This is a genomic window from Picosynechococcus sp. PCC 73109 (assembly GCF_001521855.1).
Classification (GTDB): Bacteria; Cyanobacteriota; Cyanobacteriia; order Cyanobacteriales; family MRBY01; genus MRBY01.
In genome coordinates this window covers 1,535,853-1,557,429 of the sequence record NZ_CP013998.1, presented here as the reverse complement: position 1 = coordinate 1,557,429, position 21,577 = coordinate 1,535,853, and the positions used below count along the sequence as shown (strand labels likewise).

General features: G+C 51.0%; 19 protein-coding genes. 6 read left to right on the top strand and 13 right to left on the bottom strand.

What is annotated here, in order from left to right:
• Nucleotides 1-37 precede the first annotated feature (37 nt).
• From AWQ23_RS07445 to AWQ23_RS07410, 8 genes are all read right to left on the bottom strand, one after another.
• Complete coding sequence (locus AWQ23_RS07445) at nt 38-706, bottom strand: response regulator transcription factor (RefSeq protein ID WP_062433984.1); 669 nt, start codon at nt 704-706, stop codon at nt 38-40.
• Complete coding sequence (locus AWQ23_RS07440; protein WP_062433982.1) at nt 672-2,183, bottom strand: cell wall metabolism sensor histidine kinase WalK; 1,512 nt, start codon at nt 2,181-2,183, stop codon at nt 672-674. Before AWQ23_RS07440 ends, AWQ23_RS07445 begins: the two co-directional genes overlap by 35 nt.
• Nucleotides 2,183-2,545: a hypothetical protein gene (locus tag AWQ23_RS07435; protein WP_012307064.1), complete on the bottom strand. Its 363-nt coding sequence runs from the start codon at nt 2,543-2,545 to the stop codon at nt 2,183-2,185. The genes AWQ23_RS07440 and AWQ23_RS07435 overlap by 1 nt, the downstream gene beginning before the upstream one ends.
• Nucleotides 2,546-2,652: 107 nt before the next feature.
• On the bottom strand, nt 2,653-3,645 hold the full coding sequence (locus tag AWQ23_RS07430) for a phosphotransferase family protein (protein WP_062433979.1): 993 nt from the start codon (nt 3,643-3,645) through the stop codon (nt 2,653-2,655).
• A gap of 2 nt (nt 3,646-3,647) precedes the next feature.
• On the bottom strand, nt 3,648-5,480 hold the full coding sequence (locus AWQ23_RS07425; RefSeq protein ID WP_062433976.1) for an ABC transporter ATP-binding protein: 1,833 nt from the start codon (nt 5,478-5,480) through the stop codon (nt 3,648-3,650).
• A gap of 33 nt (nt 5,481-5,513) precedes the next feature.
• On the bottom strand, nt 5,514-6,653 hold the full coding sequence (locus tag AWQ23_RS07420; protein WP_062433973.1) for a glycosyltransferase family 4 protein: 1,140 nt from the start codon (nt 6,651-6,653) through the stop codon (nt 5,514-5,516).
• Complete coding sequence (locus tag AWQ23_RS07415) at nt 6,650-7,891, bottom strand: glycosyltransferase family 4 protein (RefSeq protein WP_062433970.1); 1,242 nt, start codon at nt 7,889-7,891, stop codon at nt 6,650-6,652. Before AWQ23_RS07415 ends, AWQ23_RS07420 begins: the two co-directional genes overlap by 4 nt.
• A 37-nt stretch (nt 7,892-7,928) precedes the next feature.
• Nucleotides 7,929-9,230: a glycosyltransferase family protein gene (locus AWQ23_RS07410; RefSeq protein ID WP_062433967.1), complete on the bottom strand. Its 1,302-nt coding sequence runs from the start codon at nt 9,228-9,230 to the stop codon at nt 7,929-7,931.
• A 380-nt stretch (nt 9,231-9,610) separates the two neighbouring features.
• Between AWQ23_RS07410 and AWQ23_RS07405 the strand changes: the two genes are divergently transcribed.
• The 3 genes from AWQ23_RS07405 to AWQ23_RS07395 all read left to right on the top strand — a co-directional run bounded on the left by AWQ23_RS07405 (nt 9,611) and on the right by AWQ23_RS07395 (nt 15,611).
• The gene (locus tag AWQ23_RS07405; protein WP_062433964.1) at nt 9,611-10,000 is read left to right on the top strand and encodes a hypothetical protein; all 390 of its coding nucleotides are present in this window, start codon (nt 9,611-9,613) and stop codon (nt 9,998-10,000) included.
• A 988-nt stretch (nt 10,001-10,988) separates the two neighbouring features.
• A complete protein-coding gene (gene nifJ, locus AWQ23_RS07400) occupies nt 10,989-14,525 on the top strand; it encodes a pyruvate:ferredoxin (flavodoxin) oxidoreductase (protein WP_062433962.1) in 3,537 nt (1,178 codons plus the stop codon).
• Nucleotides 14,526-14,594: 69 nt separating this feature from the next.
• The gene (locus AWQ23_RS07395; protein ID WP_062433959.1) at nt 14,595-15,611 is read left to right on the top strand and encodes a dihydroorotate dehydrogenase-like protein; all 1,017 of its coding nucleotides are present in this window, start codon (nt 14,595-14,597) and stop codon (nt 15,609-15,611) included.
• A 6-nt stretch (nt 15,612-15,617) separates the two neighbouring features.
• Here the strand turns inward: AWQ23_RS07395 and AWQ23_RS07390 are convergent, their stop codons facing one another.
• The gene (locus AWQ23_RS07390) at nt 15,618-16,208 is read right to left on the bottom strand and encodes a triacylglycerol lipase (protein WP_062433956.1); all 591 of its coding nucleotides are present in this window, start codon (nt 16,206-16,208) and stop codon (nt 15,618-15,620) included.
• A gap of 65 nt (nt 16,209-16,273) precedes the next feature.
• Here AWQ23_RS07390 and AWQ23_RS07385 point away from each other — a divergent pair, with 65 nt between their 5' ends.
• Genes AWQ23_RS07385 through AWQ23_RS07375 form a run of 3 tightly spaced genes read left to right on the top strand, consistent with a single transcriptional unit; the run spans nt 16,274 to nt 17,961 of the window.
• Nucleotides 16,274-16,942 carry a HEAT repeat domain-containing protein gene (locus AWQ23_RS07385; RefSeq protein ID WP_012307054.1) on the top strand — a complete coding sequence of 223 codons (669 nt, stop codon included), beginning with the start codon at nt 16,274-16,276 and terminating at the stop codon, nt 16,940-16,942.
• A gap of 3 nt (nt 16,943-16,945) precedes the next feature.
• The gene (locus tag AWQ23_RS07380) at nt 16,946-17,482 is read left to right on the top strand and encodes a peptidase C15 (RefSeq protein WP_062433953.1); all 537 of its coding nucleotides are present in this window, start codon (nt 16,946-16,948) and stop codon (nt 17,480-17,482) included.
• A complete protein-coding gene (locus AWQ23_RS07375; protein WP_062433950.1) occupies nt 17,479-17,961 on the top strand; it encodes a DUF4112 domain-containing protein in 483 nt (160 codons plus the stop codon). Before AWQ23_RS07380 ends, AWQ23_RS07375 begins: the two co-directional genes overlap by 4 nt.
• On the opposite strand, the gene surE is transcribed toward AWQ23_RS07375, so the two are convergent.
• From surE to AWQ23_RS07355, 4 genes are all read right to left on the bottom strand, one after another.
• Nucleotides 17,958-18,641, bottom strand: coding sequence for a 5'/3'-nucleotidase SurE (surE, locus tag AWQ23_RS07370; protein ID WP_062433947.1), 684 nt, complete (start codon nt 18,639-18,641; stop codon nt 17,958-17,960). The genes AWQ23_RS07375 and surE overlap by 4 nt on opposite strands.
• On the bottom strand, nt 18,641-19,405 hold the full coding sequence (locus tag AWQ23_RS07365; protein ID WP_062433944.1) for an ABC transporter ATP-binding protein: 765 nt from the start codon (nt 19,403-19,405) through the stop codon (nt 18,641-18,643). Before AWQ23_RS07365 ends, surE begins: the two co-directional genes overlap by 1 nt.
• 53 nt (nt 19,406-19,458) lie before the next feature.
• On the bottom strand, nt 19,459-20,085 hold the full coding sequence (lepB, locus tag AWQ23_RS07360; RefSeq protein WP_062436579.1) for a signal peptidase I: 627 nt from the start codon (nt 20,083-20,085) through the stop codon (nt 19,459-19,461).
• A gap of 203 nt (nt 20,086-20,288) precedes the next feature.
• Nucleotides 20,289-21,512 (bottom strand): DNA double-strand break repair nuclease NurA, encoded by a 1,224-nt coding sequence (locus AWQ23_RS07355; RefSeq protein WP_062433941.1) that lies wholly within the window; start codon nt 21,510-21,512, stop codon nt 20,289-20,291.
• Between the last annotated feature and the right edge of the window lie 65 nt (nt 21,513-21,577).

Below are 21,577 nucleotides of genomic sequence, written 5' to 3'. Positions count from 1 at the left end.
GGAATTTTTCAACTGTACCAGGCGATCGCCCTGACATTTAGGTCTTGAGGCGATAACCAATGCCCCGCACCGTCTCGATGAGATCACTGCCCAACTTTTTACGGAGATAGCCAATGTACACATCGACGATATTCGAGCCTGGATCGTAATCATAGCCCCACACCTGATCCAAGAGCTGTTGACGGCTGAGGACTTGGTCGGGATGGCGGAGCAACGTTTCTAACAGGATAAATTCACGGGTGGGCAACTCTAACCAAACATCCCCTTGCCTGACCCGCCGCGCCTTGAGATCTAGCTCCAACGTCTGGGTTTTCAGACACATCGGCTCTGGAGTCGCCCTTGGGGTAAAGGTGCGTAACCGCGCTTGGACACGGGCCAGGAGTTCTTTAAAACTAAACGGTTTACCCAAGTAATCGTCGGCACCAAGGTTTAAGCCAGTTACTTTGTCATCGAGGTCATCGCGGGCCGTGAGGATAATAATTGGGGCCGTAACCCCCTGACCGCGCAGATCATGGAGCACCTCTAAACCATCAGCATCGGGCAAGCCTAAATCTAAGATCAACAGGGAAAAGGGATATTGCAAGGCCCAGTCTAGGGCTTCTTTGGCGGTGCTGGCGATGGTCACCGTAAAGCCTTCGCTTTTAAACCCCTTTTCGAGGAAGGAAGCGATTCTAGGTTCGTCTTCGATAATCAGAATCTGGGTCATAGGGAATCGTCAGGGTAAATGTACTGCCTTTGTTTAACTCGCTTTCGACGGTAATGCTGCCGCCATGGGCGATCGCCACCTGTTTAACGATGGCTAACCCCAGGCCTGAGCCTTCTGTGCCCCGTACTTGGCGGCCCCGGGCAAACCGTTCAAAAATCCGTGTTTGGTCAGCGGCGGCAATTCCCTGCCCACTATCTTGTAACCAAAATTGTAAATTTTTCCCGGTGCGAGTGACCCCTAGGCAAATTTCGTCATGGGGTTGGGTATGTTGAACGGCGTTTTGGGCGAGGTTAATCAGCGCTTGGGTTAACCGTTGGCGATCGCCCCAGAGAATCCCCGTCACCATTCCCTGCCGTTGCCATTGGCGAGGACTAGACGTTAAAGCCGTAATTTTCGTGTAGAGCTCTCCTAAAAACGACTCTAAGTCAATCGGTTCATAGTGCAAAAAATTAGGCCGCTCCAACTTCGCCAACAGGATCAACTCCTGCACCAGTCGGCCCATGCGATCCAGTTCATCTACAACCAATTCCACCGTTTTTTGTTCTTCGAGGGGAAGATTGGCGATCGCCATCAATTCCAGATGCCCCCGAATAATCGTGATTGGCGTACGCAGTTCATGGCCCACATCATTGAGAAACTGCCGCTGATTTTCAAAGGCCGTTTCCAGTCGGTCTAGCATCGAGTTAAAAGCCTGGGCTAAATTGGCCAATTCCCCCTGGGTGGTGATGGGAATCCGTCGCGTCAGGTTGGATTCATTAATGCTTGTTGCCGTTTTCAAAATTAAAGTTAGGGGCGCTAAAACCCGCCCTGCAATCACGGCACTCACCGCGATGGACAAACAAAAAACCCCGATCAACGTCGCAAAAACAATTTTTAAAGACGTGAGAGTTTCATTGTGTTCCCCCGCCACCGCATGGACAGCAATAAAGCGCCCCAGAATATCCCCTGTCTCATTTTCGATGGGGAGCGCCACATACAAAATATCCCCCGTTTCCGAATTGGGACGCGGATCAACTCCCTCTTCCCAGCGGTTTACCTGGGCCAAGCGTTGCAAAAGAGAAGAATCTGCCTGGAGGGTCGGCGGTAGTGCTTCGGGGCTAGAGCGATAAAATTCCTCGGCAATCACGCCAACGATAAAAGTGTCGTCCTCCGGTACCCGACGGGCCAGATACAGATTAAACAGAGAAATCAAATCCGCCGGAGTAGAGAGGGGCAAAATCTCGGTTTCTCGGAGGGCAAGCCGTTGTTTCACTTGGGGATCATTGTTAAGCAACCCCTCAAACAAATACACATCTTCCTTGAGATCATTTCTGACCCGCTGGTTAATGTTGCTAAATACCAAGTGCAACATCAGGGGAAAGGAAATGGCCAGGAACCCCGATAACAGTAGTAAATACCAGAAAAAAACGCGACCCCGAACCGAGAGAAAATGGATTCGCAGCAGTTTAAGCCATTGTTTGGGGGAAAAGACGACCATTAACGCTGGAATAGGGAGCGTTGGGGTAGGGGACGTTCAATAATACCGGCCACTTGGGTCGCAGCATTGAGATTAAGACTCAGGGCTTGTTTTGCCCAAATATTACCTTGAATCACTGCGCCGTTGGCAATGAGGGTGCCTCTGGGTTGAACGACGACATCACCCCGTACGGTAGTTTGCCGGAGAATGCAGGTGGCTCCGGAAGGGACTTCGAGATCCCCAATGGCGATCGCCCCTAAACTTCCTTTACATTGGGTCGCTTGGGCGAGCACGGGGAAGAGTCCGAAAACCCCCATGGCAAAGGCCACGCCCAGTCCCAGTCGGCAAAATGGGGATTGTAAATAATGCTGATACTGACCCATGGGAAAATAGCCAATTTTTAAAGGATAGGGGTTGTCGGGCAGATTGCTTCAATTCTAAGGATGACCTGGGGCGATGAAACAACGTTGAAAATTCCATGAGAAGTTTCTCATCTAATCTGGTGCAATTGTTCGGTAAGGCGATCGCCACAGAGTTCGAGCAGGGTGGGAATATTCGGGCGACGCTCTGGAATACGCCAACTAATGGCAATATGCCGCAGGAGAGTAAGATTAGCGTAGACATCAATAGCCTGACTGAGATGGGAGCTTTCTGGGGGTTGTTTTGCTAAAAAAGCGGCCTTTAACGTCTGTTCCTGACTAACCATGGCATTGGGATCACCCCAGGTGCGGAGGCTCTGCTCGGTCATGTGGGCGATGAAATTCCCCAGATCAACGGCGGGATCTCCCTGGCAATAGAGGTCGAGATCCACCAGCCAAAGGCGATCGCCTTCTACCAAAATTTGATCAGGGTAAAAATCCCGGTGAATCGTCGTTGAGGGGCGGGGATGCTGTTCTAAGATTTGTCCTAGTCGTTCACTCTGGGCGATGAAATATTGAATTTGTGTTTGCCATTGGGGTTGCTGGTGGGCAAAATCCCGGAGGCGATCGCCAAGAATCTGTAATTCGTCAGCAATGGTATGGGTCTTTTGAGTGGGTACGGAATGGGTGTGGAGTTTGTGGGCAAGGGCAGCAATTTTTTCGGGTAAACCTGGCTGGGTGATCAATAAATTGGTTGCGGGTTGACCAGGCACCCACCGTTGCAGCCACATCCGCCAGGGTTCAACAATACCGAGAGGTTCCGGCACCGATAAGCCATCTTCACTATCCCCGTGGAAGCCGTTTTCCCATAACGCTCGCTGGTAGCCATAGCTTTTGTAATCTGTGCCCTTGGCGCGAATTTTGCCGAGAATAATCTGTTCCCCTGCGTCGGTTTCCAGATAATAAGCAATCAAGGCCCGGCGTCCGATTTTATGGCGTAGCAGTTCGGCCTTGATCACCCTCCGCACAGTGGGAAAAATGGTAGTGAAATGCGGCTGGACTAACTGGGGATCGAGGACAAACGGTAGCCAGGGCATTTTGGGATCAGGGTAAATTTCTGCCATGGTTAACGCCCCAAGGATTTAGTGACGGTTGCGAGGGTTTGCCGTTGGAAAAGGTCGGCATAGGCTCCCTGGCGCGCTAATAATTCGGCGTGGGTGCCCTGTTCCTGGATTTGTCCCTGGTCGAGGTAAAGGATTTGGTCGGCGGCGATCGCCAACTGGAGGTTATGGGTGACGAGAAAGGTGGTGCGATTTTCTGCTAACCGTTCTAGGGCTTCAAAAACCAACTGTTCGTTGACTTTATCCAAGCCACTGGTGGGTTCATCCAGGATCAAAATGGGGGTTTGTCGCATGGCGGCCCTGGCGATCGCCAACCGTTGCCGCTGCCCACCAGAAAGGGTTGTGCCCCGTTCCCCCACCACTGTGTCGTAGCCCTGGGGCAGTTGCAAAATAAAGTCATGGGCATTGGCTAAACGGGCCGCTGCCTCGATATGAGCCATTGTTGCGTTCTCGATGCCATAGGCGATATTTTCCCGGATCGTTGCCGCAAACAGTAAACTCTCCTGCAATACCACCGCCATTTGGTTCCTTAAGCTCGTCAGTTGATAATCCCGCAGATCCTGACCGTCGATAAGAATTTTTCCCGCTGTTGGGTCATAGAGGCGCAACAACAAACTGAGAAGCGTCGATTTTCCACTGCCGGAACCACCAACGAGGGTAATTTTTTCGCCGGGTTGCACCGTTAAATTTAGCCCCTTAAGAATTCCTTGGTCGGGATGATAGCCAAAGGAGACATCTTTAAATTCAATCAACCCCCGGAGAGATGGCGTGGCGATCGCCCCTGGTTTGTCTTGAATATCGGGGGTTTCCGCCAAAATATTTAAAATCCGTTCCCCCGAAGCCGCCGCCTTTGCCAGACGCCCAGTATATTTCGCAAAATTCTGCACGGGTTTGTAGGCATTGCGCAGATAGGTTAAAAACACCAAAACTGTTCCTGGCGTGAGGGCATCTTCGATCACCAGATGTGACCCATAGCCCATCACCAAGGCCGTACCTAGGGCAATCAACACATCCACCACCCGCTCTAGGTTTGCGGCCAATCGTTTGGTTTCAATACTCTCCTGGAGGCTCTGTTGGTTCTGGCGACTAAAAAGATCCGCAAAGGCTTGCTCTAGGGAAAGGGCTTGCACCAGTTTAATCGCGGCGAGGGATTCAGCGGCGGTGGCGGCGACGGCCCCTTCCCGGTGGCGTTGGGTGAGGGAAGCACGGCGAATTTTGGTACTTAAACGGCTGGCAGCAAACCAAAACAGCGGAAAAGTCACGAGGGATAAGAAGGTGAGTTTCAAGTCAAGCCAGGCCATTACCCCAAGCATTCCCCCCAGGGTTAACAGGCTAACCACCAGGGGCAACGCCGCCGTGAGCAAAATTTCCTGGAGACGGTTCGCATCGCTACTGACGCGGATAATCAGGTCACCACTGCGGGCTTGGTAGTGGTAGCGCAGGGAAAGCCGTTGCAAATGACTGTACAGTTGATCCCGCACCTGGGCCATGACGCGACTACCGACGATCGCCAAACTGACGGTATTCCAATAGGTGGCGATCGCCCGACTGACGGCAATGACGATCACCCCGGCAGCAATGAAAACCAAGAGCCAAACCGGATCGAGATTTGTAAAACCGAAAAAAGCCAGGGTCGGCTGGGTTTGAGCCGGAATCAGCACCCCATCAATGAGCAGCTTGAGGGGCCAGGGTTCCAACAACCGCAACCCCACATCCGCCAGTAAAGTCACCATCGCCACTAGCAAGAGTCGCCACTGGGTACGAATTTGGGGCCAAAAGGTGGTGATTACAGCCCAGAGGCCAGGGACAGCTTGGGTCATGGGGGAGGCACGGTGCATATTTTTCTAACTTTTAACCTCAACGTTGAAAAACTAGGCTTGGGCGATCGCCAAAATTTGGGCAGCAATGTGATCCCAAGTGTGGCGTGCAAAAACGGCGGTGCGGGCGGCGGTGCCTAACTGGTGCCGTTGCTGGGGCGATCGCCAGAGATGTTCGAGGGCCTGGGCAAGGGCTGCTGGCTCTCCCGGTGGACACAAAATCCCCGCCACCCCATCGTCAATAATGTCCGGCAGTTGACCGATGCGACTCGCCACCACGGGCAACCCCGCTGCCATGTATTCCACCACCTTGAGGGGGGAAAAATAAAAATCTTCACTGGCGGGATAGGGGGCCACTGCCACGCTCATCTGGCTTAACCAGTGCGGGACTGCCTCTGGAGCCACAGCACCTGTCCATTGCACCTGGGCCGTTAACTTGCGCTGGGTGATCGCCTGTTCAAGGGCTTGCCGTTGGGGGCCATCGCCGACGATCAACAAGCGCGCTTCCGGGACAGTTTGTCGAAGTTGGGCAAAGGCTTCAATGAGGCAATCCAGGCCATGCCAAGGCTTGAGGGAACCCACAAAACCCACCGTAAACGGCTTTGTGGCGGACGGCTTGAAAACCTCCGAAAATCGGTCTGGATTCACGCCATTGGGCAGCACAAAAAGGCGATCGCCAGGCACCCATTGTTGCAAATAGGCCTTCACCCCCTCGGACACGGCGATTAAAGCTGTTGCTTTCCCAAAGGCTGTCGCTGCGACCTGCAACGCTAAATCCCGGTCAATTAAACCCCGGTGGGTGGCCTGTTCTTCAATTAGGGGCGCATTCACTTCTAAAATGCCAGGAATCTGCCAGTATCGCGCAGAGGTCATCCCCGCCTGGCTCCAGAGGGAATAACGTTCATAGACGAGATCGTAGGGAGCTGCCTGGGTTAATAAATTTTGCAATATCTGATTTTGTTGAAAGAGTCCCTGCTCACGGCTTGCCAGATCTCCTTTGGGAACTTTGGGTAAGCAGTAAACGGGTAAATCGGCCAAATCTGCGGGCGGTTCACCTCCAAGCCTCGCGGCAAATAGCGTTACCGTTGCCCCCTGGTTCTGAAAGGCACGGATCATCTCCTGGACATGGATCGAGGCCCCTTTACAGCCAAAGACCGGAATGCCTGGATCGGCGCAGACATAGGCAATTTTCATCGTTGGGCCTCCCCTTGGTGGAACAGTTGGCGGAGTTGGGCGGCATTGCGCTGGAGATCAAAGGCTTGTTCTAAACGCTGGCGGGCTGCCTGGGCGAAGTGGTGCCGTAAATCCGTTTGGTTTAAAAGAATTTGGAGGGCTTTGGCGAGTTGTTCTGGATCATTTTGGGCCACCAGCAACCCTGTCTCCTGGTGCTGAATAATTTCGGGAATTCCTGTGACATCCGTCGCCACGCAGGGAGTCCCCAAGGCGATCGCCTCTAACAAAACTGTAGGTAAACCATCCCGATTGCCATCTTTCCCAATAACGTAGGGAGCCACAAAAACTGTCGCCTGTTTTAGGAGCTGAAACACTTCTCCCTGGGGTTTGGGGCCAGTAATCTCCACCCAAGGCTCTAGCTGGTGTTGGGCAATTTGCGATCGCAGTGTCGTTTCTAGGGGGCCACTCCCCACGATTTGACAGCGGAACGAACAATTCCAACGACGCAGCAGATCACAGGCGGCAATCAGATAGGTCAATCCTTTCTTTTCCACGAGGCGCGACACTGACACAATTAACGGTGGCTGTGGATTTTCTAAATGGGGTTGGTAGGGTAATTCCGTTAAATCCATGCCGTTGTAAATGCGTTTGACCTTAGTTGCAACTTCCCCATACTGCTGTTGTAAATAGGTACGGTTATAGTCGCTGACAGTCACCACAGCGCAGGCATCTTGGAGTTTGCGGCTAAAATCTGCCGGATCAACGCTCTCGTGGAAAATGTCTTTTGCGTGGGCTGTAAAGCTGTAGGGAACCCCGGCAAAATGGGCGGCTAACCGGGTAACGCTGGTGGCGACGCTGGCGAAATGGGCATGGAGATGGGTGATCCCCTGGTGGCGGACGGCTTGGGCGAGCCAGAGGGCTTGATACAGAACACTGGAACGTTCTCCGGCGGCGTAGGCTAATTTTTCCCAGAGGTCGGGGATCAGGGCGGCGGCAGCTTGGATTTCTGCCCAGAGGTAACTGGCAGCAGTGGGATTTTGCCCTAAAAAATCGGGGTGCGATCGCCCTTGGCTGGGTTTTTGAATGTAGGTGACAGGCGCTTTAATCCGGGCAATTTTGTCTTGGAAATGACTATCCACCGGGGGCCGTAGGGCAAAAATTTTGATGTCTAAACCCGCTGCTTCGTGGGCGAGAATTTCATTGACGATGAAGGTTTCTGAATAGCGGGGATAGCGTTTAACAACATAGGCAATGGCCATGACACATTGAAAAAATAATGGAAATAATGATGATGGACTAGGAAGCTTGGGAAGTAAAACAAGTTGAGGATTTGAGCATCTGACCTAAAAGGAGAGGCAACTGTTGGGTGGCCTGGAGATTTAGACCAGCAGTGTGCCTGGGGGTTTTTGGATCACAACGGAGCCAAGCCGCTAGATTTTGGAGATTAACCTGGTGGGGATGGAGTACATCCACCATACCCAATTGTTTTAAGCGGGTTGCCCGGAGCCATTGTTCCTGGCGGGGTTTAGTCCGGGGGATGATCAAAGCGGATTTCTGGAAGGAGAGAATTTCACAGGTGGTATTGTAGCCACCCATGGCAATCACCCGTTCGGCGGCGGCCATGAGAATCGTTGGTTCGGGACAGTAGGGAAGGATTGTCAGGTGGGGATTGTGTTGGGCGATCGCCCCTAGGGTTTGGCGTACGGACTCCGGCATAAAAGGCCCCGTGAGTAGCACCCCGGGCAGGTCAGCGGTGAAGGGAATTTGGGCAAAGGCGATCGCCAGGGTTTCCCCATCTTGGCCGCCACCCACCGCACCGAGGATGAACCGGGGTGGTAAATCCCACGCTTTTAAGGTTTCTTGCCAAGGTTGCCCTAAATACTGGAGGCGATCGCGTTGGTTAAAATAGCCTAGAGTAGCCATTTTTGCGATCACCTCTGGGGAAAAATCATATTCTCGCCGAAGATCATAAACTTGGGGATCGCCGTAAATCCACACCGCGTCATAGTAGCGACAAATAGCCATTTCGTTGTCCGCCCGTTGCCAATCTCGCCGCACAGCTGCCGGGTCGTCCAACACATCCCGTAACCCCAAAACACAGCGCATCTTGGGCTGCTTACGGATGTATTCCAGGCTGGGGTCTAATTCCCGTTCCGCCCCCCTGGGGACATTATCGACGATGAAAACATCAGGTTGGAATTGTTGAACTGCGTTTAAAATTAACTGTGATCGCAACCCAATGATTTCCCGTAAAGGCAAGGCTAAATGACGCGCCCGATAGGAACCCTCCCGGCTTTTTTTCAGGGCTGGCAAACTTAAGCAATCAATCCCCGCAGTGGCCAGCCCGTCATTGCCATCGCCCATGCCGCTAATGAGCAAAATATCTAGGGTCAAAGCCGATCGTTGTAGAGTTTGTGCAATCAATACATTACGCCGTTTGTGACCCAATCCCATAGTGTCGTGGGAATATAGCGCGATGCGGTGGCGGGGGGCTGGCGGCCTGGATCGGGGGCGTCGTTTCCCAGAAACAGAGGTTGGGCTGGAGATCCCCTGGGGCGATCGCCATTGAACATTCCGTTGTCGTTGGGCGGGTTCCATGGGCAAAGACCTCTCCTTTGGGATCTGACCTCGACACTGCTCGCCAGATTCTTAACGATTATGGATATCTTGACCCGCTTCCCTAAACCCCTGGTGAAGATTCCATGAGAAAACCTTCATGGAAAAAGCCTAGATAATAAAGTTTCTCTATGGCTTATTTGCACTGAGGATTACGGCAGCTTGGGGGAAATGTAAGGTTAAAGACCGCTGAGAAATGCAAACATCAGTAGATGATAAATCCAGGGTGAGCGTCAAAAATTTAGACAAACTGCATCAGTAAAATTTTGTGGCCACTACTTATCCCCAGCAACCTGACCTAATCGTTCCAGAATGCTTCAGTCTCTAACTTTTCTAGTTTTCCCTCACGGGAGGTTTGTTCCATGTTTCTGAAAAAAGTTTCTCTGACGGTCTTGTCTTCTCTCCTCCTGCTCGCGGGTGCCTCGATCCCCGTAAAAGCCCAGGTCTATGTCAATGGCGAATATATCCAGGGCGAAGATTTGATGATCCTTGAGTATCTGGCTGGCGGCTCGATTCCTGCGGGGAGTTACTGGCTGGATTACTACACTGGTGCGTGGGGCTATGCAGGCGATTACACGGTGCAAGGATACCTTGGCGCTGGCAGTAATAATTACGACGGCAGCTATGGGAGTGATTCTAGCGGCTATGATTCCTACTACAGCACCGGTGGGGCTGGGGGCTACGGTTCCTATGTCTCCGATGGTGACTGCGCCTATTTCTCATCGGGAGATATCTCAGTTTCTACCTGCTAAAGATCAAGAGGGCGATCGCCACAGCGATGAGCATGAACTAAACCGTTTTCCTTAGTGGCGATCTACTTACTCCTTGCCAAGACCTCTTTATCCTCGGCAATAACCATTTCTTCGTCTCAAAGTACAGCTTTATGGTTACTAATCACTCTTATATCTTTCCTGCTGGCAATAATCTAGCATTTTGGGAAATTCCAAAAGATTCTGGATTGATTAATGTTTTTGCTGCTTATCCAGTCTATCCTGTACGTCCTCCCAACGTCGAAAAAGACTCTAATTGGGAACTTCCACAGATATTTCTGTAATAGTTCTCCTTCTTGGTTTGATTATTACTTGTGTTTTAGTCCTTTGCTTTAACCAACCAAATGGACGTTGAGATTGAAATCTCTACAATCTTCTAGATTGACTAGGTATAGGCGAAAGATTGGGGTTTACGCGCGAAAACTTCAGTCAGAGGCCAATTTTCCTAGGTAATTCTTTAATTCTTTGAATTCTCGTGGGCGATCGCTAAACCAACGAAATTTTTATGCTGGCAATAGGCCCAGCTTCTTGGCCAAACACCGACAGTTTTTCCTCTATTGCCGAAGGTGTCATAATCAATCTCTACTAAAAAAGTTGGCACCGAAACCATGCTCAAGATCGTTACAAAAAAAAGCAAAAAATAACTTTTCTTATTTAGCTTCCCCTAGGATTTCAACGAAATTTAAACCTTCACTGATTTTTGTCATTGTCTACAGCAGAACAACCCAAGACAGCAAGAAATGTCTCTAAAATTAGAAGTGTAAATATTTCCTTGATTTTCCGGATCAGACCAATCAAATTCTATTTTTTCTTATAACTTTTAGCAAGCATTTTGTTGTTAAAGTCAACAAAGTATCAGGCTCAAAAAATAGCCAACATCAATCACTTTTTCCACTGCCTCGACTCACAAAACAGATCATCACCTACGATTTCCACCCAGTCACCAGCAAAACATTAAAATTTTGAGATTATGGCTACTAACACAATTGCCACCCTCGATGCGAATGAAGCCGTCGCCAAAGTTGCCTACAAACTAAACGAAGTCATTGCCATTTATCCCATCACCCCCGCTTCACCGATGGGTGAATGGGCCGATGCCTGGGCCTCCCAAGGACAGCCAAATCTCTGGGGAACCGTGCCCAGCATCATCGAAATGCAGAGTGAAGGAGGAGCCGCCGGAGCCGTCCATGGTTCCCTGCAAACGGGTTCTTTAACGACAACCTTCACCGCCTCCCAAGGGCTACTGTTAATGATCCCCAACCTCTACAAAATTGCGGGGGAATTAACCTCAGCGGTGATCCATGTTGCCGCCCGTTCCGTTGCAGCCCAAGCCCTCTCCATTTTTGGCGATCACTCCGATGTGATGGCTGTGCGGGGGACGGGATTTGCCCTGTTGTCCTCCGCCTCGGTGCAGGAAGCCCACGATATGGCGTTGATTGCCCAAGCGGCGACGATGAAAGCCCGTGTGCCCTTCATCCACTTTTTTGATGGGTTCCGCACCTCCCACGAAATTCAAAAAATTGAATTACTCGATGAATCGGTTTTACGGGATTTGATCGACGATGAAGATGTCTTTGCCCACCGCGCCAGAGCCTTAACCCCCGATCATCCAGTGGTGCGCGGCACAGCCCAGAACCCCGATGTCTTTTTCCAAGCGCGGGAATCGGTGAATCCGTTCTATGACAAATGCAGTGCCATTGTGCAGGAAATGATGGATCGCTTTGGGGCACTGACAGGACGCGCCTACAAACTGTTTGAATATGTGGGTGCGCCGGATGCGACGCGGGTAATTATGCTGATGGGTTCCGGTTGTGAAACCGTCCATGAAACGGTGGATTACCTCAATGCCCAAGGGGAAAAAGTTGGCGTTTTAAAAGTGCGTTTATATCGTCCTTTTGATCCTGCTGCGTTAATTGCTGCGCTACCAAAATCTGTTGAAAAAATTGCGGTTTTAGACCGAACGAAGGAACCCGGTGCAAACGGTGAACCGCTCTATTTAGATGTGGTTTCGGCGTTGATGGAAGCTTGGGAAGGCACAATACCGAAAGTTGTCGGGGGACGTTATGGTTTGTCTTCTAAAGAGTTTAACCCGGCGATGGTAAAGGGGATTTTTGATGAATTAAATCAAGTCAAACCAAAGAATCACTTCACCGTTGGCATTAATGATGATGTTAGCCACACTTCCCTTGCCTATGATCCGAGTTTCTCTAGTGAGCAGGATAGCGTGGTACGGGCGATGTTTTATGGCTTAGGTTCCGATGGGACGGTGGGCGCGAATAAAAATTCGATCAAAATTATTGGCGAAGAAACGGAGAATTACGCCCAAGGTTATTTCGTCTATGACTCGAAGAAATCAGGGGCAGTGACGGTTTCTCATCTGCGCTTTGGCCCCAATTTAATTCGCTCCACCTATTTAATTAATCAGGCGAATTTTGTGGGCTGTCACCAATGGTTATTCCTCGAAAAATTAGATGTGCTCAGTGGTGCAAAGGATGGTTCAATTTTTCTTTTAAATAGTCCCTATGCTCCGGATCAAGTGTGGGATCAATTGCCCCTTGAGGTGCAGGAACAAATTGTTCGCAAAAATTTGAAATTCTATGTGATTAATGCGAATAAGGTAGCCCGGGAAAGTGGCATGGGCGGAAGAATTAATACGGTGATGCAAACCTGTTTCTTTGCTCTCTCCGGTGTCCTGCCAAAAGAGGAGGCGATCGCCAAAATTAAGGAATATATCCAGAAGACCTACGGCAAGAAAGGCACGGATGTGGTCACCATGAATATTCAGGCGGTGGATAACACCTTGGCGAATTTGTTTGAGGTGAACGTGGGCGAAGCCAATAGCCCGATCCGTAAGCCTCCTGCCGTTTCCCCAAATGCGCCCGACTTTATGCGCAATGTCCAAGCGCCGATGCTGATCAAAGAAGGCGATCGCCTGCCGGTGAGTTGTCTACCCTGTGATGGTACTTACCCGACGGGGACTTCTAAATGGGAAAAACGCAATGTGGGTGAATTTATTCCAGAGTGGGATCCAGAGGTTTGTATTCAGTGCGGTAAATGTGTGATGGTCTGTCCCCACGCGACGATTCGCGCCAAAGTTTATGAACCCAATCTGTTAGGAAATGCGCCGGAAAGTTTTAAATCCATTGATGCGAAGGACAAGAATTTTTCGGGTCAGAAATTTACAATTCAGGTAGCTCCGGAAGACTGTACCGGCTGTGGCGTTTGTGTGGATGTTTGTCCCGCAAAAAATAAGGCACAACCCGCCAAGAAAGCGATCAATATGGTGGAACAGTTGCCCCTACGGAAACAGGAAAGAACGAATTGGGATTACTTCTTGAATTTGCCCTTGCCGGAACGGCGCGAATTAAAACTCAATCAAATCCGCGAACAACAATTACAGGAGCCACTCTTTGAATTCTCCGGTGCCTGCGCCGGCTGTGGTGAAACCCCGTACATTAAATTGGTTTCCCAACTGTTTGGCGATCGCACGGTGATTGCCAATGCGACGGGTTGCTCCTCCATCTATGGCGGCAATTTACCGACAACGCCCTACACGAAAAACGCCGAAGGTCGGGGCATTGCTTGGTCGAATTCTCTGTTTGAAGATAACGCCGAATTCGGTTTAGGCTTCCGTCTTTCTATCGATAAACAAGCCCAATTTGCGGCGGAATTATTACAACGCTTAAGCGGTGAACTTGGTGATAATTTCGTCAGTGAATTATTAACTGCCCGCCAAGCCGATGAAGCCGACATTTGGGAACAACGGCAACGGGTGCGAGAACTGAAAAATAAACTCGCAAGCCTCAATGCCCCCGACGCGAAACAGTTAGCGTCCCTCGCTGATTACCTCGTGAAAAAATCCGTCTGGATCGTCGGTGGGGACGGTTGGGCCTACGACATCGGTTTCGGTGGTCTGGATCATGCGATCGCCAGCGGGAAAAATATCAATATTCTCGTGATGGACACCGAGGTTTATTCTAATACTGGCGGACAATCCTCCAAAGCTACTCCACGGGCAGCCGTCGCCAAATTTGCCGCCGGTGGGAAACCCGCCCCGAAAAAAGACCTCGGTTTAATCGCCATGACCTACGGCAATGTGTACGTCGCATCGGTGGCAATGGGAGCCAGAGACGAACATACCCTGAAAGCCTTCCTCGAAGCCGAAGCCTACGAAGGCCCCTCCCTGATCATCGCCTACAGCCACTGCATCGCCCACGGCATTAATATGCAAACCGCCATGAGTCACCAAAAAGAACTCGTCGAAAGCGGACGCTGGCTACTGTACCGCTATAACCCCGACCTCAAGGCAGAGGGCAAAAACCCCCTCCAACTCGATAGCCGTACCCCCAAAGGCAGCGTCGAAAACTCCATGTACAAAGAAAACCGCTTCAAAATGCTCACCATGACCAAACCCCAAGCGGCGAAGGAACTGCTCAAACAAGCCCAGAGCGATGTCGATACCCGTTGGCGAATGTACGAATACCTTGCCAACCGTCCCGAAGCCTAACGCCTCAAGTCCCCCTTACTTCAGGGGGACTTAGGGGATGTAAAACCATTAACCTACCGGAGAACCACCATGGATTTAACCACACAATATTTAGGTCTGACCCTGCGATCGCCATTAATTGTTGGTGCAGCCGCTCCCTTAACTGAGGACATCGATAACATTAAACGGATGGAAGATGCCGGAGCCGGAGCCGTCGTTTTACATTCCCTCTTTGAAGAACAAATTCGCAAAGAAAAACTCGAATTGCACCATCACTTCACCTATGGAACGGACTCCTTTGCCGAAGCCTTAAATTATTTCCCAGAGAATGCTTCCGATGTTTTTCATGTAGGTGTTGAAACCTATTTAGAACATATTCGGACTGCTAAATCCGCCGTCGATATGCCGATTATTGCCAGCCTCAACGGTTCCCACCAAGGGGAATGGGAACACACCGCCAAACTGATGGAACAAGCCGGAGCCGATGCCATCGAATTGAACATTTATTATGTCCCGACGGATATTAATAAAAATGGTTCAGAAGTGGAGTATGAATATATTCAAATTGTGCGGACAGTGCGAGAAAATTTAAATATTCCTGTTGCCGTAAAGCTGAGTCCTTTCTTTAGCAACATGGCAAATATGGCGAAACGGTTAGTTGATAATGGGGCGAGTGGCTTGGTTTTATTTAACCGTTTTTATCAGCCGGATATTGATATCGAAAACCTCGAAGTCACCCCGAATTTAATCCTGAGTAGCCCCTTGGATATGCGTTTACCCATGCGCTGGATTGCGATGCTCTATGGACGTTTGGATGTGGATTTTGCGGCGACCAGTGGCATTCAACGGGGAACCGATGCGATCAAAATGTTAATGGCAGGGGCAAAGGTGACGGCCTTAGTGGCAACTTTATTGCGCCACGGCATTCATCACATTGAAACCATTGAAACGGAAATGGTGCAATGGCTCGAAGAACATGAATATCTTTCTTTGGAGCAACTGCGGGGCAGCATGAGTCAGGTCAATTGTCCCGATGAAAGTGCCTTTGAACGGGCGCAATATATGCGGGCGATTCAATCCTACCAACCAGAGCGACATACACTTTGAGGTTTGCTATTGCTGCAGGGCCTTGGCGATCGCCTTAAGGGCACGGGGATCAGACAACATCCAAGGGTGCAAGGGTACGGGTAACTGCACGCCGGTGCCAATGGGGAGCTTCGTGCTCTTGGCGGGGAGAATCATGAGATCAAAGGGAGTCCATAGCCAAGTGACTTTTACAGGTTCTAGGGCAGTGGCCACATCACGGTTCAAATCCTGAAGCAAGTCACTATCCGGGCGCATCTGACGAATCCCCGGAAAGGGCAAACCATAGGCTGATAAAGTGCCATTATTGGGGGCCGAAATACTCACATAACGTTCCACCCGTTGATTGCCGCCGAGCCGTTGCAAATAGTAGCGGGTCACAATGCCCCCCATACTAAAGCCCACGAGATCGAACCGCTGGGTCGTCCCAAAATGTTGGTGGACATAGGTTTCGATTTGGCTAGCTAAAATGGGCAGTGCTTGACGGCCGTCGTTGGGTTGTAGATCAAGGGCATGAATTTCCCAACCTTGCTGACTGAGGTATCGAGTTAGGGGTTTAAACACGGTGTGGCGGTCTAAAAAGCCATGGATCAACAACACCGGATTGAGAGAGTGGGTCATGGTTTATTGAAAAATCCTGAGAATCTTGATTACAATTTTATTAAGAACTTTTACAAAATTTGGTTATGTCTCACCCCAGCTTAGCGACACTTTCCCAACAACTCGAAAGTGAAAACTCCAAGGATCGCATGATTGCCCTGGCCCAATTGCGGGATGTAGCCCCCCTAGAAGCGATGCCCCTCATTAAAAAAGTATTAGATGATGAGGTGCTGCAAATTCGCTCGATGGCGGTTTTTGCCCTGGGGATTAAGCAGACAGAAGAGTCCTATCCAATTTTGATTAAGCTGCTAGAAACTGACGGCGATTATGGTATTCGGGCTGATGCGGCGGGTGCTTTAGGGTATCTCCAGGATGAGCGGGCTTTAAAACCACTGCTGCGGGCTTTTTACGAAGATACCTCTTGGTTAGTGCGTTTTAGTGCGGCGGTTTCCTTGGGGAATCTCGGTCGTCCGGAAGCGAAGGATGCCCTGGTTCAAGCCCTTGATAGTGGGGAAGCCATTTTAGAACAAGCAGCGATCGCCGCCCTGGGAGAAATTGGTGCTGTAGAAACCGTGGATCGCCTTGTTACCTTTGTTTCTTCAGACAATTGGCTAGTACGACAACGGCTCGCAGAAGCCCTAGGCGCGTTACCTTGTGAAAAGAGTCTTGCGGCGGTCAAGTTCCTCGTCAAAGACGACCATCCCCAGGTACAGGAAGCAGCCCAATATAGCCTCGATAGACTTAGTAATTCGTAGCGCGTGCGCGGCAAAATTTTACTGACCTCCTTTCAACCCTGGCTGGAGCATCACACTTCCAATGCCTCGGATGATCTGCTCTGTCAGCTTAAGGCGAGGCGACTGGCCTTTGCGGATTTTTTATTTCTGCACCATCTGCCTGTGGAAACGGCGATCGCCTCCGCAAAAACGATTCAAGCCATTGCCGCTTATCAGCCGGATCTAGTGCTCTGCTGTGGCATGGCCGAAAAACGCGATCGCCTCACGGTGGAATCCCAAGCTTTTTATCAGGGGCAGCAGTTACAAACGCGCTTGGATCTGCAGGCTCTCACGGCTCCCCTAGAATTTACGGAGATTAGCGACGATGCGGGTAAATTTGTCTGTGAAGGGCTATATTTTCAAGTGTTAAAGCATCTCCAGCGGCAGCAATCCCCAGCGCGGGCCTTATTTCTCCATGTGCCTCTGCTCACGGCGGCCAATCGACCCTTAATCCTGCGGGACGTTGAAACCATGCTCCACTGGCTGCTGCACAATGTTCTGGCTTTCCCCACTGACCCATGACTGCCACCAAAACCCCGAACCCGAAGACGTTAAAACGCATCCGCACCCTCAGTAAGCTGCTCGACAGTGCGATCGCCATTCCGGGGACAAAGTACAAAATCGGCCTCGATCCGATCATCGGTTTGGTGCCAGCGGTGGGGGATTATCTGAGTTTAATTCTCTCTGGCTATGTGATTTTCGAGGCGGCCAAACTGGGAGCAAAACAGGATACCCTCGTCAAAATGGCCCTCAATCTTCTTGTGGATAGCGTTGTTGGGACGGTGCCCGTGGCCGGGGATCTCTTTGATGTGGCCTGGAAAGCCAACGAGGCGAATTTAAAGCTTTTAGAACAGGATTTGCCCGACCAGATTGACCTCGACAATGCCTCCATTGATTGGCGTCCCCTGATTTTAATTTTAGGGGCGATCGCCTTGGTGATTCTTTTGGGCGGTTTGTTGACCCTGTGGCTGCTAAAGCTCGTGTTTAATGCCCTTACCTAGATCGAAATTTGGGTTACGGCAATATTCCCTGAAAAACAGACATCCACATCGGTACCAGCGGCCCGGGGGCGCTCAGGGTAGGAACCGACATAATGGAACTGTTGATCCCGTGCTTCATAGCGCACTTGCATCGGGTCGGTGCTGCGCTCACAGAAAATAATTTCCGGGTCAGAGTCTCCCGTTAAATGGGGAAAATTCACATTCCAAAAATGCTTTTCCGGTAGTTCCTGGGTCAATAATTGCGCCAAAAGTTTCCCCGTCCAGTGGGTGACAAGATCCCAGTCAATCTCTAAAGGCCGCTGGATGAAATGGGAAAAGGCGATCGCCCGCTTACCGAGGATTGTCGCTTCCCGCACCGCCGCCACCGTTCCTGAAGTGTAAATATCCACGCCGAGGTTTCCCCCTGCATTTACCCCCGACAGCACCCAATCAACATCTGCCGCAAACTGCGTGAGACCCAAGCGTGTACAATCTGCTGGCGTACCTGCCACCGCATAGGCATTTTTCGTCCGTTGCTCCACCGGAATGGGAGCATAAACCGTAAACCGATGGCCACATTCCGACATCTGTGTTTGGGGGGCCACCGTCACTACTTCTCTCGCATGGGGGGAGATCGCCTTTTGTAAGGTTGCAATCCCAGGGGCATCAATCCCGTCGTCATTTGTTAATAAAACGCGCATTACGATCCCAAATAAGCCTCTAAAACCTGTTCATTACACTGGATATCTTCGGGGGTTCCGTCCGCCAAATTGCTCCCCTCTGCCAGTACCCAGATGTGGTTACACAAGGACATGATCACATCCATATTGTGCTCAATGATCAAAAAAGAAATTCCCTGCTGGTTCCAGCGGACAATGTGTTCACAAATTTGGTTGATCAAAGTGGGATTCACGCCCGCCGCAGGCTCATCCAACAAAATTAACTGGGGATCGCTCATCAAAGCCCTGGCCATTTCCAGGAGTTTGCGTTGTCCCCCCGACAGGGCACCAGCGTAATCCTGGGCTTTTTTCCCTAGACCGACGGATTCTAAGATGGCGATCGCCTTTTCCCGATTTGCCTTTTCTTGGCGACGAATTTTCCCCTGTTGCCACACCCGCAGGAAGTTTTCCCCCGTTTGCTGTTGGGCCGCCAGCAACATATTGTCTAGTACCGATAACCGCGATAACACCCGTGCCACTTGGAAGGTACGCACAAAACCCCGTGCCGCAATCTGGTGAGACGGTAAATGCTGCACTTCCTGGCCGTTAAAAATAACTGTCCCCCGATCCGGCGTAATAAAATTCGAGAGCAAATTAAACAACGTCGTTTTGCCCGCCCCATTGGGGCCAATCAACCCCGTAATCTGTCCGCGGGGCACCGTAATCGAAGCATTTTGCACCGCACGGATGCCACCGAAACTTTTATGGAGACCTGATGCTTGCAGCAAAGGGGATGGTTCACTCATGGTTGCCGGGATAGGGAGTCGCCCTATATCCTAGCGGTCTCTGGGATGGGACGCTAGGGTGTAATCGGTTCTTCGTCGGCAAATTGCGGCTCTTCGTTGAGGATGCCCACGCGATTAAAGGGCCAAAAACGAATAAAGGCTTTCCCCACAAGCTTTTCACGGGGGACAAAACCCCAATAGTGGGAATCATAGCTATTGTTGCGGTTATCGCCAAGGACGAGGTAGTGATCTTCTGGAATCGTCACGGGGCCGTAGTCATATTCTGGGGCTTCGTTGATATAGTCTTCTTCGAGGGCTTCCCCATTGATAAAAACGGTGCCGCCGCTGACTTGTACGGTATCCCCGGGAATCCCGATCACCCGCTTAATAAAAGCATCCCGATAGTTTTGCTGCTGGAGAATTTCTGTCGGGTTAAAGACCACCACATCTCCCCGTTGGGGATTTTTGAAGTGATAGCTGATTTTTTCAATGATTAGGCGATCGTTCACTTCTAGGGTCGGCAGCATCGACTCGGAGGGAATGTAGCGGGCCTCGGCGACGAAAGTGCGGATCCCAATGGCCAAAATACCAGCGGTCACAAGGGTCTTGATGGTCTCTACCCAGGGATTTTCTTCATGCTGTTGCTCCGTGCCACTGGGTTTCTGGGGCGGTTCAACGGGAAATTGAGAGTTTTCGGGCATTTCGGGCATTATCGGTTCGCGCAGAAGTGACTAAAAGAAAATTGTGCGGCAGAATGTACGACGTGATGGTGACGACAATTGTGCCTGCCTGGGAAAAAGTGCTGATGCTTGTTTATTGTATGCTCTCCGATGGGGGATTGGGACTGGCTTAGGGGAGTTTAAGAATTCTCCTGAAAAGTCTTTGTGGGGGGAGAGCATGCTCTTTAAGCCACGGAACCCCGTTTGCGGGTTTCTTTGTAAGAGATACCTACGTTGGTTAACCCTGCTTTGAGGAGTTGTTGTTCGAGGAGCGCAAAAAATCGGGCGCGATCGCCACCCCGGATCACAGCTTGATTATGGGCTTCGGCGATCGCCACGGGATACCCAAACCCCTTTTGCACTTGGCCGAGGACAATGCCTAGGGTTTGATCGAGGAGTTGAGGATCTGCCGCGACCCAGCGGGGCATCTCGATCCGCGCCACCTCCGTCCCCACATGGAGATAACAAAAACAAACCTGATCCGCTTCTGGATAATGATTTAAAATGCGTGCCTGACTGAGCCAAAGCCCACTGCGATCGCCCGGTTGCAACAGTTGCTCAAAAAGAGTGCTATCCCGCAACGGTTCAATGGTTTGGCAGGGAAGAGTTTCGCGAAATTCTGCTTTACGTTCCTTGGTTTCGCCGTCGAGGCAATGGCTTTGACAATCGGGTTTGTCGTGGGGGCAAGCCTGGAGCCGCAGGAAATGAACCGCCTCTACACTGCGGGTGGAACTAATGTAGCCAATCAGCGGAATACGGGTTTCTCGGAGTTGTTGCCAGGCCCCTAGGAGGGGTTCGAGAATTTGTTGGCGGGCTTCGGCGGGCAAATTTTCTAAAAACCAATAGACCAGAGAGCCATCCACCATCGCCACATTGGGAATATGACCGTGGGCACCGGGGGGTAACACCCATTTACAGGCCATCTCAGCGAGCACTTCAGCTTCGGAGGCGGTGCGGCGATAACCGAGCCATTCATCGGTGCGGATGCCCCATTTGCGGGAGGTGTACAGATCTTCGCTGCGATAGAAAATCTCCGGCAGATGATCCAGCAATGGGTGCAAGCTTTGGCCGTAGTGGAGCATCACTCGACCAATATTAATCAAATAACAATAGGCAATTTCATGGTGAGACGGAGCAATTTGGGAGCCATCCGTGGCAAAAACGGTGTGGGCTTGGGAAGGGGGCGAAATGGGAACGCGAGTCTCCAGGGGTTCGAGGGGAATGCCATGGTTAAAAATGAGGCGATCGCCCCAGGTATTTTGGTGGGCCTGGAGGGTCTGGAAATCCGCCTGGGCTTCCCGGAGCAGAGAAATTCCCCGCTCGATTCGTTCTCGTCCCGTGACAGCCTGTTCCTGGAGGTGCGCCCCCATGTCTGGCAGTTGTCCCGCAAGTTTGATTAGATCTAACATTCCCTCAAGTTTCGCCGCTCTTCCACAAGGCGATCGCCCCTAGATTTAAGCGTAATTTAGCCCAA